The organism is Streptomyces sp. NPDC104226, assembly GCF_055584085.1.
This window is the reverse complement of the sequence record NZ_JBVJMS010000011.1, coordinates 212,603-229,901: the sequence shown is the minus strand read 5'-3', so window position 1 is coordinate 229,901 and position 17,299 is coordinate 212,603. Positions and strand designations below refer to the sequence as shown.

The window sequence follows — 17,299 nt, the reverse complement described above, 5'->3', positions numbered from 1 at the left end:
CCGCAGGTCCTTACGCGTGGGGCGCACGGGGGGCGAAGCTCTCTCCGACGCCACCGGGACACGGTCTCCGGACAGACCGCTTGCCGGGCCGTCGACCCCCCACCCCCCATTCGTCGAGGAACACCGCCACCGAGCAGCAGGAGCCCCGCACGCCATGAGAGTCCTCATATCCAGTGTTTCGTCGGATTCACACACCTGGAACCTCGTCTACCTCCAGCTCCTGCTGGAGGAACTCGGTCACCAGACCGTCAATCTCGGTGCCTGTGTGCCGGAATCACTGCTTGTGCAGGAAGTCCTCAGCGAGCGGCCCGACCTGGTCGTCATCAGCAGCGTGAACGGTCACGGCCATCAGCAGGGCGGATCGTACGTCCGCGCCGTGCACGAGCACCTGCCCGGACTTCCGGTCGTCATCGGCGGCAAGTTGGGCACGCGGGGAGACGGGAACGCCGACTACATCGGCGACCTGCTCGACCAGGGCTTCTCCGGGGTCTTCGTCGGTGACGACGCGATTCCGGAGTTCATCCGGCACCTCGCACACCTCGACGCCCTGGTCGCGGCGTGACGACATCACCGGCGCCCACCGCCGGCCCCGACGCCATGGCAGGCCCCGCCGTCACCGCGGGCCCCGCCTTCACCGCCAACCCCGCCTTCACCCCTTTCACCGCCTTCCCCGACGCCACCGCCTTCCCCGCCTTCTCCGCCTACGTGGCCGAGCACCACGCCCAGGGCCGACTCGTGGTCCAGCCCCGGATGGGCTTCGGCACCATCCCCCGCATGCGTGACGGTCTGCGGGCCGTCGCCGGCGCACGGGCCGACACCGTCGGCACCCTCACCCTGGACAGCTACACCCGGGTCGGCGACCACGCGGCCGCCGACCTCGCCCTTCGCGACGGCCACGACCTGAACGGCTATCCCCTCGTCCTGCACGGGGCCGCCGACACCCGCGACATGGTCGCCGAAGCCGTCGGCACCCGCATTCCCGTCCAGGTACGGCACGGCTCCGCCCAGCCCCTGAAGATCTTCAGGACCCTGCTGGACGCGGGACTGGACGCCACCGAGGGCGGCCCCGTCTCCTACTGCCTGCCCTACAGCCGGGTTCCGCTCGCCAAGGCCGTCGAGGCCTGGGCCGAGTGCTGCGAGGTCCTCGCGCCGGGCCCCGGCGACGGCAGGCCCGGACACCTGGAGAGCTTCGCGGGCTGCATGCTGGGCCAGCTGTGTCCGCCCTCGCTGACGGTCGCGCTCAGCGTCCTGGAGGGGCTCTTCTTCCGGCAGCACGGGCTGCGCAGCATCTCGCTGAGCTACGCCCAGCAGGTGCACGCCGGCCAGGACCTCGAAGCCATCCGGGCACTTCGCCGGCTCGTCGGCGAGTTCCTGCCCGGCCTGGACACCCACATCGTCGTCTACACGTTCATGGGGCTCTTCCCCAGCACTCCCGAGGGCGCCGCGGCGATCTCCCGCGACAGCGTGGAACTGGCCATGGCGGCCGGCGCGCACCGGCTGATCGTCAAGACCGCCGTCGAGTCCTCGCGCATCCCCACGGTCGCGGAGAACGTCGAGGCGCTGGAACTCGCAGCCGGCCACGCGGCCCGCTTCGGTCCGCGGGCCGCCCTCATCGCCCGTACGGGGCACGGCGGCGGGGACACCGACGAGGACAGCGAGACCTACCTGGAGGCCCGCGCCCTGATCGATGCGGTCCTCGGGCTCCGCCACGACATCGGTGACGCCCTGGTCACCGCGTTCCGTACGGGCGTGCTGGACCTGCCGTACTGCCTCCACCCGGACAACGCCGGGCGGACACGGACCGCCTTCACCCCCGAGGGGCGGCTCACCTGGGCCGACACCGGCCGGATGCCCCTGCCTCCGCGCAGCACGCGCACGGCCCCCCGCGCGGGCGGATCGGCCGAGTTGCTCCGGATGCTCAGCGAGAACCAGAGGCGCTACGACCTCCGGCCCGCTCCCCCCGTCCTTCGATAGAAGAGGTTCACCATGAGCGCAGCCCCGACCGGAGCGGCCCTGGAACGCAAGGGCACTCTCCAGCTGTCCCTGGCGATGGCCCTCTCGGGCACGATCGGCGTCTTCGTCGTCGAGTCCGGAGCCACTCCGTTCAACGTGGTCTTCTTCCGCTGCGTGTTCGGCGCGGTCGCCCTCGGCCTGTACTGCCTGGCCCGCGGATTCTTCCGCGACCACGGCTTCACCCGCCACAAGGTCCTCCTGACCTGCCTGGGCGGTGTGTTCATCGTCTTCAACTGGGTGCTGCTCTTCGAGTCGTACCGGTCCACGTCCATCTCCGTGGCCACGGTCGTCTACCACACGCAGCCGTTCTACGTGGTCCTGCTCGGCGCGCTCTTCTTCCGCGACAAGCTGACGGTCTCGAAGTTCGCCTGGCTGGCCGTCGCCTTCGGCGGACTCGTCCTGGTGGCCGGGGTGTCCCCCGCCGACCTCGTCGGAGGCGGCAGCTACCTGCTCGGACTGGGCGAGGCGCTGCTCGCGGCCCTCTTCTACGCGCTCTCCACCATCTTCACCAAGCGCGTGACCGGCGTGAAGCCGCATCTGGTCGCCCTGATGCAGGTCCTCGTGGGCATCCCGCTGCTGCTCCCGTTCACCCGCCTGGCGGAGACCGCGGGCCTGGGCGCCGGCTGGGCCTGGCTCGTCGGCCTCGGGGTCATCCACACCTGTGTGATGTACGCCCTCATGTACTCCTCGTACCAGAAGCTGCCCACGTCCAAGATCGCCGTGCTGGCCTTCATCTACCCGGCGGTGGCGATGTTCTGCGACTGGGCCGTCTACGGACACCGCGTAAGCCTCCTCCAGGCCCTGGGCATCCCGCTGATCGCCGCCGCGACCCTGGGCATCAACCTCGGCTGGCGCCTCGGTCCGCCCCGCCCGGCCGCCCCCCTCACTTCCGTCGCGACTCCCGCGGCCCCTTCCGTCGCCACACCTGCCGCCACCCCTGCCGCCCCTGTGGCAGTCCACGCCGCCGGTCCCGTACCGGCCCTCCCTTCCCGGAGCACCACGTGAGCCGTTCGCGTCCACCCCGCATCGCCGTCGTCGGCGGCACCGGAGCCGTAGGCCAGACCCTGCTCGGCCTGATCGAGCAGCGCGGATTCGCCCACGACTCCGTGCGGCTGATCGCTTCGGAGCGGTCCGCCGGCCGTACCGTGTCCGTCCTCGGCCGGACCGTCGTCGTCGAGGACCTGCGCACCGCGGACTTCTCCGACGTCGACATCGCCTTCTTCTCCGCGGGTACCCCCGTCAGCGCCGAATGGGCGGGCAAGGCCGCCGGGGCGGGCGCCCTGGTGATCGACAACACCAACGCCTTCCGGATGGACCCCGCATCGCAGCTCGTCGTTCCGCAGGTCAACGGCGCACTGCTGGCCGAGCGCCCGATCTCCGGGATCGTCGCCAACCCCAACTGCTCGACCATTCCGCTGGTTCGCCTGCTGCGCCCGGTCCACGAGGCCTTCGGGCTGCGGAGCGTCTACGTCTCCACCTACCAGGCCGCCTCCGGCGGTGGCCAGAACGGCATCGACGAGCTGTACGACGGCGCGCGCAGCATCCTGGCCGGCGACACCGCCGAGGCCCGGCGCTTCGCCCAGCCGCTGGCCTTCGACGTCCTGCCGGCCATCGACGTCCTGCAGGCCGACGGATTCACCCTCGAAGAGCGCAAGATGCGGCAGGAGTCCCGCCGCATCCTCGACCTGCCCGGTCTGGACCTCGTCGCGACCTGCGTACGGGTCCCCGTGGAGAACGGGCACAGCGAGGCCGTCACCCTCGAATGCGACGGCCCGGTGGACGCGGCCGAGCTGGCCCGGCTGCTGGACGCCCAGGACGAGGTCAAGGTGTGGCACGAGGGCTGGCCCACGCCCCGCACCATCGTCGACGCGCCCGACCTGGTGCACGTCGGCCGCATCCGGATCGACCCCGAGCGCCCGAACCGCGCCCTGCTGTGGCTCGTCGCGGACAACCTGCGGATCGGCGCCGCACTCAACGCACTGCAGATCGCCGAACGAGCCGTCCAGGAGGGCATCGCATGAACAGCACCACCGACCACCGCCCCACGGGCGTCCTGAAGTTCGGCGGGTCCAGCTTCGCCTCCGCCGCCCACTACCGTGACGTGGCCGCGCACATCAGCGCCCGGGTCAAAGCCGGGGAACGGCTCGTCGTGGTCGTCAGCGGCATGCCCGGCGCGACCGAGAACCTGCGCGAGATCGCCCTGTCCATCGACCCCGGCGCCTCCGTGGAAGCGCTCCACGGCGTGCTGCCCCTCGCGGACACCATCGGAGCGGGCCTACTGCGGATAGCCCTGCGGGGCGAGGGCATCGACGCGGCGATGCTGCACGGCGACCGCACCGGCCTGCACTCCGACGGCACCCGGCACAAGGCGGCCGCGCTCACCGGCTTCGACCCGGGCCCGCTGGAGGTGGCCTTCTCGCACGCCCCCGTCGTCGTGGTGCCCGGCGGCCAGGCCGACGACGGCGGCGGCAGCCCGGCCTGGCTCGGGAAGAACAGCTCCGACCTCAGCGCCACGGCCCTGGCCGGCGCCCTGGGGCTGAAGAGCTGCGAAATCTACTCCGACGTCAACGGCGTGTACGACGCCGATCCCCGCCTCGTCCCGGAAGCCCGGCGCATCCCCGCCCTCTCCTACGAGGACGTCGTGCTGCTCGGCCACCACGGCGCGAAGGTCCTGCACCCGGAGGCGGTACGCACCGCCCAGCGCCACTCCGTCCGGATCGTCTGCCGGCTCAACACCGGCGACTTCGAGGCGGGTTCGGTGATCGACGGCATCGGCGACGGCATCGGGGTGGACTCCGTGATCATCGACGCCCGCTCGGTCGTCACCGAGTTCAGGACCTCGTCCGAGGCGGAACTCGCCTTCGCGGCACTCGAATCCGCCGGGGTTCCCGTGAGCGTCCCGGACTGGCCCGGCCGCCATCTGGTGGTGGTGAACGGCGGCTTCTTCGACGTGCGCCGCTGCCTCGACGAGAACGGCCTCACCGGCGAGATCACCGACGAACGCATGGTGACCGAAGTGATCGCCGGACACCCGGTGCTCCACGTGGCCCCCACCCCGGACACCGCCCTGTACTGGGGCCTCCGCCTCCACACCGACCTCCGCACCAGGAACTCCGTAGCGGCCTGACCCCGGAAAAAGCAAAACCCCCAGGTCACGGCGAGTGAGTCCTGGGGGTCCTACAGAGCCGCCTTCGGGATTCGAACCCGAGACCTACGCATTACGAGTGCGTTGCTCTGGCCAGCTGAGCTAAGGCGGCACCGCTGGGAAGACAAGAATTTCCCTGGTGGGAGGCTCTCATCAGCAGCGGCGCCAAGTCTACAGGGTTAAACGGGGTGCCTCGAACAGGGTCCCTCGGCGGTGGCGTCGGCGGGGGTCAGCACTTCTTCCCGTCCTGCGGAGCGGTGCCTTCCAGGAGGTAGCGGTTGATCGCCGTGTCGATGCAGTCGCTGCCGCGGCCGTACGCGGTGTGGCCGTCGCCGTCGTAGGTCAGCAGGACGCCCGAGTCGAGCTGGCCCGCCAGGGACCGGGCCCACTTGTACGGGGTCGCCGGGTCGCGGGTGGTGCCGACCACCACGATCGGCGGGGCGCCCTTCGCGTGCAGCTCCCGGGCCGTGCCGGTGGCCTTGGTCGGCCAGTACGCGCAGTTCAGCGAGGCCCAGGCCAGGCCGGCGCCGAAGACCGGAGAGGCCTTCTCGAAGGAGGGCAGCGCCTTGTCGACCGCTTCGGGCCCGGCGAAGGCCGGGGGCTGGTCGAGGCAGTTGACGGCGGCGTTCGCCGACATGAGGTTGGCGTACTTGCCGTCCTGCCCGCGCTCGTAGTAGCTGTCGGCGAGCGCCAGCAGCCCGTTGCCGTCGTCGCCGTCGATGGCGGCCGTGAGCGCCTCGCGCAGCTGCGGCCAGGCGTTCTCGTCGTACAGGGCGGCGATCACCCCGGTCGTCGCCAGCGCCTCGCCGAGCGCGCCGCGCGCCCGGTCGGTGGTGGGGACCGGCTGGGCGTCGACCTTGCGGAAGAACTCCTTCAGGCGCTCCGCGATCTGCTCCGGGCTGCCCTTGCCGAGCGGGCAGTCGGTCTGCTTCGCGCAGTCCGCCGCGAAGGCCCGGAAGGCGGTCTCGAAGCCCTCCGTCTGGTCCCGGTTCAGGTCGATCGCCGGCCGGGAGGGGTCCATCGCCCCGTCCAGCACCAGCCGGCCGGTCCGGCCCGGGAAGAGGTCGGCGTACGTAGCCCCGAGGAAGGTGCCGTACGAGGCTCCGACGTAGTTCAGCTTCTCGTCGCCCAGCACCGCCCGCAGGACGTCCATGTCGCGGGCGGCATCGACCGTGGAGACGTGGGGCAGGACCCGCTGCGAGTGCGTCTGGCAGGCGGCCGCGAACTCCTTGAAGGCGGCCACCAGCAGGGCCTGCTCCGCCGGCGTGTCCGGCGTCTGGTCCACCTGGGTGTACTTGTCCATGGCCGGGCCGTTCAGGCATTCCACGGGGCTGCTGCGGTCCACGCCGCGCGGGTCGAAGGAGACCATGTCGTACGCGGCACGCACCGGGGCCGGGTAGCCGATGCCCGCGTACGCCTGGAGGTAGCCGATGCCGGATCCGCCCGGGCCGCCCGGGTTCACCACGAGCGAGCCGAGCCGCTTGGAGGGGTCCGTGGCCTTGCGGCGGGACACCGCGATGTCGATGTCCCCGGCCCCGGGGCTCTCGTAGTCCAGCGGAACCTTCATGGTGGTGCACTCGAAGCCGGGCACACCGCACTCGCGCCAGGTCAGCTTCTGGTCGTAGTACGGGCGCAGCGCGGCCGGGACGGCGGACGGCTCGGCCGACGGCGCCTCGGAGGCCCCGCCGGACGACGCGGCGGCACGGGGTGTTCCCGAACCGCCCGAGGTGCACCCGGAGAGCAGCAGCCCCGCAGCGGCGATCACGGTCCCGGTGGTGCGCAGCAGGCGACTGGTGTCCATTCCCGGAGCCTACGGCCTGCGGCGGTGGCAGGCGCGGTCGTGGCCGCGCCGGGCGGCGGGCGGCCGCCCGGGCGCGGGGCGCCGCCCCGCACGGACCGGGGGCGTCTCCGCCCCGCCCCACGGAACCCTCGAACGGGTGAGGCCGTCAACCGCACGCACGGTGCAGGCGCGTGTCAGCCCGCGCGCAGCGACATCGTCATGGCCTCGACGGCGAGCAGCGGGGCGACGTTGCGGTCCAGCGCCTGCCGGCAGGCGATGATCGCCTCGATCCGCCGCAAGGTGCGCTCCGGACCCGACTCCCGGGCGATCCGGTCCAGGTCCTGCCGTATCTCCTCGTTCGCGATGGCCAGCGCGGAGCCGAGCTGCAGGGCCAGCACGTCCCGGTAGAAGCCGGTGAGGTCGGTCAGGGCCAGGTCGAGGCTGTCGCGCTGGGTACGCGTGCGCCGGCGCTTCTGCCGGTCCTCCAGCTCCTTCATCACGCCCGCCGTACCGCGCGGCATCCGTCCGCCCGTGCCCGCTCCGGCGCCGAGCGCGGCCCGCAGCTCCTCGGTCTCCTTGCTGTCGACCTCCTCCGCGACCACCTTGGCGTCCTCGGCAGCGGCGTCCACCAGCTCCTGCGCCGCCTTCAGGCAGTCGCCGACGTCGGCCACGCGCATCGGCAGCCGCAGGACGGTGGCGCGCCGCGAGCGGGCCGCCTCGTCGGTGGCGAGCCGGCGGGCCCGGCCGATGTGCCCCTGGGTCGCGCGGGCGGCGGCCTGCGCCACGGCCGGCTCGATGCCGTCGCGCCGCACGAGCACGTCGGCGACGGCGGACACCGGCGGGGTGCGCAGCGACAGGTGCCGGCAGCGGGAGCGGATGGTGGGCAGCACGTCCTCCAGCGAGGGGGCGCACAGCAGCCACACGGTCCGCGGAGCGGGCTCCTCCACGGCCTTGAGCAGGACGTTGCCCGCGCCTTCCGTCAGCCGGTCGGCGTCCTCCAGGACGATGACCTGCCAGCGTCCGACGGCCGGGGAGAGCTGCGCGCGGCGCACCAGCGCCCGGGTGTCCTTCACGCCGATGGACAGCTGGTCGGTACGGACGATCTCCACGTCGGCGTGGGTACCGATCACGGTGGTGTGGCAGCCGTCGCAGAACCCGCAGCCCGGCTCGCCGCCGAGGGCGCGGTCCGGGCTGGTGCACTGGAGCGCGGCCGCGAAGGCGCGGGCGGCGGTGGACCGCCCCGAGCCGGGCGGACCGGTGAACAGCCAGGCGTGCGTCATCTTGGAGCCGGGCGGCGGCGGGTCCCCCGACTCGATGGCGGTGACCAGGGCGTCGGCGTCGACCGCGGCGGCGGCCAGCTGGGTCTGGATGCGCTCCTGTCCCACCAGGTCGTCCCATACGGGCATCCCGCCCACCGCCTTTCCCTCGCGTACCGTCCGTGCCGTCTGCTCACCCAGTGTGGCGGCTCCCGCTGACAATCCCGGTCAGCCGGTCCCGCCACCGCCGCGGTCAGCGGCGGCGCGGCCCCCGGCCCTGGTCGTCCTCGTCGTCCCGGCGCGGTCCCAGCAGCTCGTCCGCCAGCGTCGGCAGATCGTCCAGCGGAGTCTCCTCCGCCCAGTCCGAGCGGGGCCTGCTGCGCGGGCGCCCGTCCTCGGTGGCGTTGCCGGGCAGCGGCAGCTCACGGGTGGCGTCGTTGCCCGAGTCGCGGAAGATGCCCGGCGGGACCCGGTCGGCCGGGTTCTCCTCGGGGCGCTGGGCCGTCGGCCGCGTGGTGGAGTACGAGTCCCTGGGCGCTGCCGGCCGCGTCGGCGCCGCCCCGCCCGTGCCCGTGGGGCGTACGGGCGGCAGCACGGCCGTCTCGTCCGCCGGACCCGTGGGGCGTACGGGCGGCAGGACGGCGGTCTCGTCCGCCGGACCCGTCGCGCGGACGGGCGGCAGCACCGCCGTCTCGTCCGCCGGACCCGTCGCGCGGACGGGCGGCAGCACCGCCGTCTCGTCCGCCGGACGCGCCGCCGGATCGGCCTTCGGCACCGGGACCGTCTGGGTGACGTCGTCCGGCTGCACGACCCGCTTGACGACCGGCGTCTCGATCGTGACGGCCTCGTCGCGGTGCGGTTCCTTGCGCAGGTCGGCCTTGGGAGCAGCCTCCCCGGCGGCAGCAGCGGCAGGAGCCGCGGCAGGGGCAGCCGGCACGGACGCCGAAGCAGCCGCCACCGAGGCGGCCGCAGCCGCGGCGGCAGCGGACTTCGCCGCCGCCTCCGCCGCCGAGGCCTCGGCCAGCCGCCGCGCCTCCTCGGCCTTCAGCAGGGCCTCCTCGGCCCGCCGCTGCTTCTCCAGCCGGCGCTCCTCGGCCTCGGCGTGCAGCCGGGCCTCCTCCTCCGCCTGCTTGCGCAGCCGCTCCTGCTCCACCGCGCGGGCCTTCTCCTCGGCCTCCAGCCGCAGCCGCTCGGCCTCGGCCCGTCGACGGGCCTCCTCCTCGGCCAGCAGCCGGGCTTCCTCCGCCTGGCGGGCGGCCTCGGCCTCGGCCGCGATCCGGGCCTCTTCGGCCTCGCGGGCCTTGCGGGCCTCCTCCTCGGCACGCAGCCGGGCTTCCTCCGCCTTGCGCGCGGCCTCTTCCTCGGCCTTGCGCGCGGCCTCCTCGATGGCGAGCCGGCGGGCTTCCGCCTGCGCGGCCACCTCGGCCTCCGACAGCGGGAGCATCCGGTCCAGGCGGTGGCGCACGACGGTGCTGACCGACTCCGGGTCCTGGCCCGCGTCGACCACCAGGTAGCGACCGGGGTCGGCCGCGGCCAGGGTCAGGAATCCGGCCCGCACCCGCTGGTGGAACTCCGCCGGCTCCGATTCCAGCCGGTCGGGCGCCTCCGTGAACCGCTCCCGGGCCGTCTCGGGCGAGACGTCGAGCAGCACGGTCAGGTTCGGTACGAGTCCGTCCGTGGCCCAGCGGGAGATACGGGCGATCTCGGTCGGGGACAGATCCCGGCCGGCGCCCTGGTAGGCCACCGAGGAGTCGACGTAGCGGTCGGTGATGACCACCGCGCCGCGCTCCAGGGCGGGCCGGACGACGGTGTCCACGTGCTCGGCGCGGTCGGCCGCGTACAGCAGGGCCTCGGCGCGGTTGGACAGACCGGCGGAGGACACGTCGAGCAGGATCGAACGCAGCCGCTTGCCGACCGGGGTGGCCCCGGGCTCGCGCGTGACGACGACCTCGTGGCCCTTGGCCCGTATCCAGTCGGCCATGGCCTGCACCTGGGTGGACTTGCCGGCGCCGTCGCCGCCCTCCAGGGCGATGAAGAACCCGGCGTCGGACGCGGCCTGGACCGGCTCCCCGCCGCGCAGCGCCTCGCGCAGGTCGCGGCGCAGCGGTACGCCGCTGCGGTCGTCGGCCTTGGCCAGGACGATGACGGCGACCGGCAGCAGCAGGGCGCCGACCAGCATCAGCGTGAAGGCCGCGCCGCCGTGGGCGAAGACGACCTCGCCGGCGGCCAGCCGGTGCGGGCCGATCAGGGCGGCCAGCAGCGGGGCGGCCACGGCGCCGACGGCCACGGCGACCCGGACGACGGCCTGCAGGTGCTCGGTGACCCGGGCCCGGCGGAACTCCTCGGTCTCCTGGTCGAGCAGCGTGTGCCCGGTGTTCGCGGCGACGCCCGCGGCGGTGCCGGCGAGCAGCGAGAGGAACACCACCGTGGCGGTGTCCGGAACCAGCCCGGTCAGCAGCAGCGCCAGCCCGGCCACCCCGACGGCCAGCGCCAGCAGGCGGCGCCGGGACAGGGACGGGAGCACCTTGCCGGCCTGGGTGGCGCGGATGCCGAGGGCGGTACCGCCCAGCAGGGCCAGTACGAGCAGCGAGAACGCGGCCGCTCCGCCCCCCAGGTCGGTGGCGTGCAGGACGGCCACGGCAGCGGCGGAGGCCACGGCTCCGGCGACGGCGGCGCAGACGAGGACGAACAGCGGGATGGACCCGGTCCGCCCCTTCTCCGGCCGGTCCCCCGCCTTGGGGGCGCGCAGGCCCTCCAGCGGGGAGCGCGGACGCGGGGTCTTCGTCGCGGGCAGCACCAGCGGGAGCAGCAGCGACACGGAGGCCGCGAAGAGACCGGAGGCCACGTACGAGCCGAGGGCGGCCTGGTTCTCGGCGAACCAGCCGATGCCGAGGCCGAGGGCCTTGCCGATCAGCGTCGCGGCGAGCAGCGCGGCCGCGGCGACCGGCAGGGCGGCGAAGGCGGTGCGCAGGTTCAGCCGGCGCAGGGCGTCGAGGTGGTCGGGCAGCGGCCGTACGGTCGCCCCCTCCGGCGGCGGCGCCGGCAGCAGGCCGGGCGCGGCGCTGTCCTTGGCCAGCCCCCACACCCGCTCGGCGGCGCCGGAGACGAAGACGGTGGCGAGCAGCGCGGTCAGCGCGTGCGGGCCGATCCAGTCGAGCCACAGCGGGGCGACGACGAAGAGGCCGAGCCGGAGCCCGTCGGCGCCGATCATCGTCCAGCGGCGGTCCAGCTTGCCGCCGGGGGCGGTGAGCTGGGCCAGGGGCCCGAGGAGGACCGCACCGAAGAGGACGGTGGACACCACGCGGACCCCGAAGACGGCGGCCACGGCGAGGGCCCAGCCGGTGTAACCACCGCCGAAGGGCTCCTGGTCCACGGCCGCCTGGAAGACCAGCAGCACCAGGACCAGCAGGGCGAGGGCATCGCCGATGCCGCTCACCAGCTGCGCGCTCCACAGACGGCGCAGCCCGGGGGTGCGCAGCAGGGCGCGCACCGCGCGCTCGCGGGAGTCCGCGGCGAGGGCTTCGTCGTAGGTGGGGGCGTCGGTGGCGTTGGTGTCGGCGGTGTCGGTGGCGGCGGTCACGACCGTTGGCTGCTCGGCTCGCGTCATCCGCCCAGCCTATCCGCTGCGCTGGGCGGCTGCGGAGGGCTGTGGACAAGGTCCGATGTGACCCCCGACCCACCTCCCGACCCACCTACCGACCCGTCTCCGGGACGCCGCCCGGACCCCGGTCCTCAAGCGCCGGCCGGCTGAACGGCGCGGGGCCCGCACGCAGTGCGTGCGGGCCCCGTTACCGCGACTACTCGTCCGCCGAAGCGGCCGCCGCCGTCTTCTTCGCGGCCGTCTTCTTGGCGGTGGCGGTGGTCTTCTTCGCCGCCGTCGTCTTCTTCGCGGCAGTGGTCTTCGCCGCCGCGGTCTTCGTCGCCGCCGCCTTCTTGGCCGGGGCCTTCTTCGCGGGCGCCTTCTTGACCGCCTTCTTCGCGGTCTTCTTCGCCGGGCCCTTGGCGCGCTTCTCGGCGAGCAGCTCGTAGCCCCGCTCCGGCGTGATCGTCTCGACGTCGTCGTCCCGCCGCAGCGTCGCGTTCGTCTCGCCGTCCGTCACGTACGGGCCGAACCGGCCGTCCTTGACGACCACCGGCTTCTCGCTGACCGGGTCCGTGCCCAGCTCCTTCAGCGGCGGCTTCGCGGCCGCGCGCCCCCGCTGCTTCGGCTGCGCGTAGATCGCGAGCGCCTGCTCCAGGGTGATGGCGAACAGCTGGTCCTCGGTCTCCAGCGACCGCGAGTCCGTGCCCTTCTTCAGGTACGGGCCGTAGCGGCCGTTCTGCGCGGTGATCTCCACGCCCTCCGCGTCCGCGCCGACGACCCGGGGAAGGGACATCAGACGCAGCGCGTCCTCGAGGGTGACCGTGTCCAGGCTCATCGACTGGAACAGCGAGGCCGTCCGCGGCTTCACCGCGTTCTTGCCCGTCTTCGGCGTGCCCTCGGGCAGGATCTCCGTCACGTACGGCCCGTAGCGGCCGTCCTTCGCGACGATGTCGTTCCCGCTGACCGGGTCCTTGCCCAGCTGGAACTCGCCGCTGGGCTTCGCGAAGAGCTCCTCCGCGAACTCGACCGTCAGCTCGTCGGGAGCCAGGTCCTCCGGGACGTCCGCCCGCTGGTGGCCCTCGGCGTCCTTCTCGCCGCGCTCCACGTACGGCCCGTAGCGGCCGACGCGCAGCACGATGTCCTGGCCGACGGGGAAGGAGGAGATCTCCCGGGCGTCGATCGCGCCCAGGTCGGTCACCAGCTCCTTCAGACCGCCGAGCGCGTCTCCGTCGGCCGGCACGACCTCGGTCGCGTCCTCCGAGCCGAAGTAGAAGCGCTTGAGCCACGGCACGGACTGGGCCTCGCCCCGCGCGATGCGGTCGAGGTCGTCCTCCATCTTGGCGGTGAAGTCGTAGTCGACGAGCCGGCCGAAGTGCGTCTCCAGCAGGTTGACCACGGCGAACGACAGGAAGGACGGCACGAGCGCCGTGCCCTTCTTGAAGACGTACCCGCGGTCCAGGATCGTGCCGATGATCGACGCGTACGTCGACGGACGGCCGATCTCCCGCTCTTCCAGCTCCTTGACCAGCGAGGCCTCGGTGTAGCGGGCCGGCGGCTTGGTCGCGTGGCCGTCGACCGTGATCTCCTCGGCCGACAGCGCGTCGCCCTCGGCGACCTGCGGGAGCCGCTTCTCGCGGTCGTCGAGCTCGGCGTTCGGGTCGTCCGCGCCCTCGACGTAGGCCTTCATGAAGCCGTGGAAGGTGATCGTCTTGCCGGACGCCGAGAACTCGGCGTCGCGGCCGTCGGAGGACCGGCCGCCGATCTTCACGGTGACCGAGTTGCCGACCGCGTCCTTCATCTGGGAGGCGACCGTGCGCTTCCAGATGAGCTCGTACAGACGGAACTGGTCGCCGGTCAGACCGGTCTCGGCCGGAGTGCGGAAACGATCACCCGAGGGACGGATCGCCTCGTGCGCCTCCTGCGCGTTCTTGACCTTGCCCGCGTAGGTGCGCGGCTTCTCCGGCAGGTACTCGGCCCCGTAGAGCTGCGTGACCTGCGCACGAGCCGCCGACACCGCGGTGTCGGAGAGCGTCGTGGAGTCGGTACGCATATAGGTGATGAAGCCGTTCTCGTACAGCTTCTGCGCCACCTGCATCGTCGCCTTCGCACCGAAGCCGAGCTTGCGCGAGGCCTCCTGCTGGAGCGTCGTCGTACGGAACGGCGCGTACGGGGAGCGGCGGTACGGCTTGGACTCGACGGACCTGACGGCGAACGAGGTCTCCGCCAGCGCGGCGGCCAGCGCCCGCGCGTTCGTCTCGTCGAGGTGCAGCACCTCGCTCTTGAGCTGCCCGGTCGAGCTGAAGTCGCGGCCCTGCGCGATCCGCTTGCCGTCCACCGTGTTCAGGCGGGCGACCAGCGTGGAGGGGTCGGAGGCGTCACCGGCGCGGCCGGTGGCGAAGGTGCCGGTCAGGTCCCAGTACTCGGCCGAGCGGAAGGCGATGCGCTCGCGCTCCTTCTCGACCACCATGCGGGTGGCCACCGACTGGACGCGGCCCGCCGACAGCTTCGGCATGACCTTCTTCCACAGGACCGGCGAGACCTCGTAGCCGTAGAGGCGGTCGAGGATGCGGCGGGTCTCCTGGGCGTCGACCATGCGCTGGTTGAGCTCGCGCGGGTTGGCGACGGCGTCGCGGATCGCGTCCTTGGTGATCTCGTGGAAGACCATCCGGTGGACGGGGACCTTGGGCTTGAGGACTTCCTGCAGGTGCCACGCGATGGCTTCGCCCTCGCGGTCCTCATCGGTGGCGAGGAAGAGTTCGTCGGACTCGGCCAGCAGCTCCTTGAGCTTCCTGACCTGGGCCTTCTTATCGGCGTTGACGACGTAGATCGGCGCGAAGTCGTGCTCGACGTCCACCCCGAGACGGCGGACCTCACCGGTGTACTTGTCGGGAACCTCGGCCGCGCCGCTCGGGAGGTCGCGGATGTGCCCGACGCTCGCCTCGACGACGTATCCCGGGCCGAGATAGCCCTTGATCGTCTTCGCCTTGGCAGGGGACTCGACGATGACGAGTCGGCGGCCGCCCTTTGCGGTCTCGCTAGTCGGGGACAACTTGGCTCTTCTCTCCGGTCGGCACTCGGTCGCAGTACGGCGACGCTGCGGAGTGTGACGGTACAACCCGCCCCCGTGTCAAACGGCAGAAGCCCGCAACGGCCACTCGAACGGTAACCCGACAAGTGCCATTTCTGCCGCCCGGATGCCGCGCCCGGCCCTGCGCACTCACCGGGCAGAGTGGCCGAAGGGCCGTCTGGCCCCGCCCCGGGACCCCGCTTCACGTCGCGCTTTACGGTCCTGCGCGCATTCCGGACGAGCGGAGGAAACCCGGCGCGCCGCCGGGCCGGAGCGACATCCGGCCGAATCCGCGGCCCCGACTCCCGAGCCCGCCCCCGGCCTCAGCGCCTCGGGGCTCGGCGGCGGCTCACAGCCGTGCGAGGCACCAGACCCCGAGGGCGAGCGAGGCCCCGCCGGCGAGCAGCACCAGTGGTACGGCCACGACGGGGCGCACGCCCTCGGCCACCGGCGCACCACGCGGGGCGCGCGCTCCCGTCCAGGCCAGCAGAGCGGCCCCGAACAGCAGGAACACGGCCGCCGCGAAGATCGCCGGACCGTGCTCCATGCCGTTCACCTCATCCCCCGGGCCGCTCCCGAGATCCCCCCGGATCCCGCTGACGGGAGCATTTCAGCCGGGGGGAGACTGCGGGCGAACCCGGGGTTACATCCAGGCTCCGACTGCGCGGCCGCACGGGACGCCGCCCTACTCCCCCGCGGCTTCCGCCGAGGTCACCGGCTCCAGGAACCCCTGCTCCACCAGCATCCGGATCGCCTCGGGCGTCCGGTCCCGCAGGACCACCGGGTCCTCCTCCACCAGCTGGGCGATGGCGTCCAGAATCCGCCCCGCCGTCAGTGATCCGTCACACACCCCGGCGAAGCCGGCCCCGACCGTGTCGACCTTGGTGGCGCGCCGCATGCCCCGGTTCTGCCGGAGCACGACGTGTTCCGGATCCTCCGCGCCGGGCGCGCCGACCTGCTCCTGCACGACCTCCTCGGTCAGCCGGAAGTAGCCCGCGAGCAGGGCCGCGTCATCGTGGTCGCGCAGGTAGTCCTGGCGTGCGAAGTGCTCCAGGACGGCTTCGCCGAGCGGCTGCTCCACCGAGTGCGGCCACTCCTCGACCACGATCGACGGCTCGGCCGCGTCGCTGCGCCGCAGCGTGATCCAGCCGAAGCCGACCGCCTTGGTCTTGCGGGCTTCGAACTCGTCCAGCCAGTCCTCGTACCGCTGTTCGTACTCGGCCGGGTCGGTGCGGTGATCGCCCGCGTCGCGCAGCCACAGCTCCGCGTACTGCGTCACGTCCTGCACGTCCCGCTGCACGATCCAGGCGTCGCAGCCGCGCGGCACCCAGGCCCGTACCCGGTCGTGCCAGTCCTCGCCGTCCACGTGCTGCCAGTTGCCCAGGAACTGTGCGTATCCGCCCGGGTTGAGCCGGGCTCCGGCCTCCTGGACCAGGGTCCGGCACAGGTCGTCGCCGCCCATCCCGCCGTCCCGGTACGTCAGCCGGGCCCCGGGGGAGATCACGAAGGGCGGATTCGACACGATCAGGTCGTACGTGGCCTCGCCGACCGGCTCGAACAGCGACCCGGCGAGCAGCTCGGCCTCCGGGGCCCCCGACAGCGCCAGCGTCAAACGGGTGAACTCCAGGGCCCGGGGGTTGACGTCGGTCGCCGTGACCCGGGTCGCGTGCTGGGCGGCGTGCAGTGCCTGGATTCCGGATCCGGTGCCGACGTCGAGCGCCGAGCCGACCGGGGTGCGGACGGTGATCCCGGCCAGCGTCGTGGAGGCGCCGCCGACACCGAGCACGACGCCCTCCTCGCGGCTGCCGATCCCGCCGGCCCCGCCGACGGCGCAGCCGAGGTCGGAGACGATGAACCAGTCCTCGCCGTCCGGACCGCCGTACGGGCGCACGTCCACGGTGGCGTGCACCTCGTCTCCCTCGCGCCGCAGCCACCCGTCGGCCAGCGCCGCGTCCACGGGCAGGGCCGCCGCGGCGTGCACGTACGGCACCGGCTGCCGCAGCAGGAACAGCCGGGTCAGGCTCGCGAGCGGCCCGTCGCCGCGGCTCCGCGTGGCGCGCAGGGCGGGGACCGTCTCGCTGCGGGCCAGCGCGGCGTACGCCGGGGCACCGAGCAGGTCGAGCAGGCCGTCGGCGGTGAAGCCCGCGGCGAGCAACGCGGCGCGCAGCTCGGCCGCGCGGGCCGACGAGGGGAGGCGGGCGGGCAGACCGGGAGGAAGGCTGGTGGTACTCACCCGCCCATTGTGGCCGCTGCCGCCGCCTTTGCCCGCGCCACACGGCCTTCGGCGCGGGCGCCCGTCGCCATCGGGAGCTCCCCGCCGGGGGGCGCACCCCGGAACGGGTCCCGGCCGGGCGGAGCTTCGTACGGCTCGGTCCTTCCCGGCCCGGCCCGTCGCGGCCCGTCGCGGCCCGGCCCCGACATGCGCCGGGGCGGCCGGGTCCCGAAGGATCCCGGC

The 17,299-nt window shown here is 73.2% G+C and carries 11 protein-coding genes and 1 tRNA gene; 5 read left to right on the top strand and 7 right to left on the bottom strand.

Annotated elements, in window-relative coordinates:
• Positions 1–154: 154 nt before the first annotated feature.
• From ACZ60J_RS31605 to ACZ60J_RS31585, 5 genes are read left to right on the top strand one after another with little or no spacing between them, the layout of a single operon-like run.
• Entirely contained in the window at positions 155–562 is a 408-nt protein-coding gene (locus ACZ60J_RS31605) for a cobalamin B12-binding domain-containing protein (RefSeq protein ID WP_469687122.1), read from the top strand.
• Positions 559–1,974 carry a methylaspartate mutase gene (locus ACZ60J_RS31600; RefSeq protein WP_469687120.1) on the top strand — a complete coding sequence of 472 codons (1,416 nt, stop codon included), beginning with the start codon at positions 559–561 and terminating at the stop codon, positions 1,972–1,974. Before ACZ60J_RS31605 ends, ACZ60J_RS31600 begins: the two co-directional genes overlap by 4 nt.
• A 12-nt stretch (positions 1,975–1,986) precedes the next feature.
• Positions 1,987–3,018 (top strand): DMT family transporter, encoded by a 1,032-nt coding sequence (locus ACZ60J_RS31595; protein WP_469687118.1) that lies wholly within the window; start codon positions 1,987–1,989, stop codon positions 3,016–3,018.
• Complete coding sequence (locus ACZ60J_RS31590) at positions 3,015–4,034, top strand: aspartate-semialdehyde dehydrogenase (RefSeq protein ID WP_469687116.1); 1,020 nt, start codon at positions 3,015–3,017, stop codon at positions 4,032–4,034. Before ACZ60J_RS31595 ends, ACZ60J_RS31590 begins: the two co-directional genes overlap by 4 nt.
• The gene (locus ACZ60J_RS31585) at positions 4,031–5,140 is read left to right on the top strand and encodes an amino acid kinase family protein (protein WP_469687114.1); all 1,110 of its coding nucleotides are present in this window, start codon (positions 4,031–4,033) and stop codon (positions 5,138–5,140) included. The genes ACZ60J_RS31590 and ACZ60J_RS31585 overlap by 4 nt, the downstream gene beginning before the upstream one ends.
• A 56-nt stretch (positions 5,141–5,196) precedes the next feature.
• Here the strand turns inward: ACZ60J_RS31585 and ACZ60J_RS31580 are convergent.
• The 7 genes from ACZ60J_RS31580 to ACZ60J_RS31550 form a co-directional block, all read right to left on the bottom strand.
• Positions 5,197–5,270 (bottom strand) — tRNA-Thr (locus tag ACZ60J_RS31580).
• Positions 5,271–5,387: 117 nt separating this feature from the next.
• Positions 5,388–6,959: an alpha/beta hydrolase gene (locus ACZ60J_RS31575; protein ID WP_469687112.1), complete on the bottom strand. Its 1,572-nt coding sequence runs from the start codon at positions 6,957–6,959 to the stop codon at positions 5,388–5,390.
• A 173-nt stretch (positions 6,960–7,132) separates the two neighbouring features.
• Positions 7,133–8,344 (bottom strand): DNA polymerase III subunit delta', encoded by a 1,212-nt coding sequence (locus ACZ60J_RS31570; RefSeq protein WP_469687110.1) that lies wholly within the window; start codon positions 8,342–8,344, stop codon positions 7,133–7,135.
• Positions 8,345–8,447: 103 nt separating this feature from the next.
• A complete protein-coding gene (gene tmk, locus ACZ60J_RS31565; RefSeq protein ID WP_469687109.1) occupies positions 8,448–11,801 on the bottom strand; it encodes a dTMP kinase in 3,354 nt (1,117 codons plus the stop codon).
• Positions 11,802–11,991: 190 nt separating this feature from the next.
• Positions 11,992–14,826: a type I DNA topoisomerase gene (topA, locus tag ACZ60J_RS31560; RefSeq protein WP_469687107.1), complete on the bottom strand. Its 2,835-nt coding sequence runs from the start codon at positions 14,824–14,826 to the stop codon at positions 11,992–11,994.
• Positions 14,827–15,193: 367 nt separating this feature from the next.
• A complete protein-coding gene (locus ACZ60J_RS31555) occupies positions 15,194–15,391 on the bottom strand; it encodes a hypothetical protein (RefSeq protein WP_469687105.1) in 198 nt (65 codons plus the stop codon).
• 138 nt (positions 15,392–15,529) lie between these two features.
• Positions 15,530–17,077 carry a DUF7059 domain-containing protein gene (locus ACZ60J_RS31550; RefSeq protein ID WP_469687103.1) on the bottom strand — a complete coding sequence of 516 codons (1,548 nt, stop codon included), beginning with the start codon at positions 17,075–17,077 and terminating at the stop codon, positions 15,530–15,532.
• Between the last annotated feature and the right edge of the window lie 222 nt (positions 17,078–17,299).

Bases quoted from the DNA above. Each gene is read 5' to 3' on its own strand.
- ACZ60J_RS31575 (WP_469687112.1), bottom strand. From the start codon at position 6,959: ATGGACACCAGTCGCCTGCTGCGCACCACCGGGACCGTGATCGCCGCT.
- tmk (WP_469687109.1), bottom strand. From the start codon at position 11,801: ATGACGCGAGCCGAGCAGCCAACGGTCGTGACCGCCGCCACCGACACC.
- ACZ60J_RS31555 (WP_469687105.1), bottom strand. From the start codon at position 15,391: ATGGAGCACGGTCCGGCGATCTTCGCGGCGGCCGTGTTCCTGCTGTTC.
- ACZ60J_RS31595 (WP_469687118.1), top strand. From the start codon at position 1,987: ATGAGCGCAGCCCCGACCGGAGCGGCCCTGGAACGCAAGGGCACTCTC.
- ACZ60J_RS31585 (WP_469687114.1), top strand. From the start codon at position 4,031: ATGAACAGCACCACCGACCACCGCCCCACGGGCGTCCTGAAGTTCGGC.
- ACZ60J_RS31605 (WP_469687122.1), top strand. From the start codon at position 155: ATGAGAGTCCTCATATCCAGTGTTTCGTCGGATTCACACACCTGGAAC.
- ACZ60J_RS31570 (WP_469687110.1), bottom strand. From the start codon at position 8,344: ATGCCCGTATGGGACGACCTGGTGGGACAGGAGCGCATCCAGACCCAG.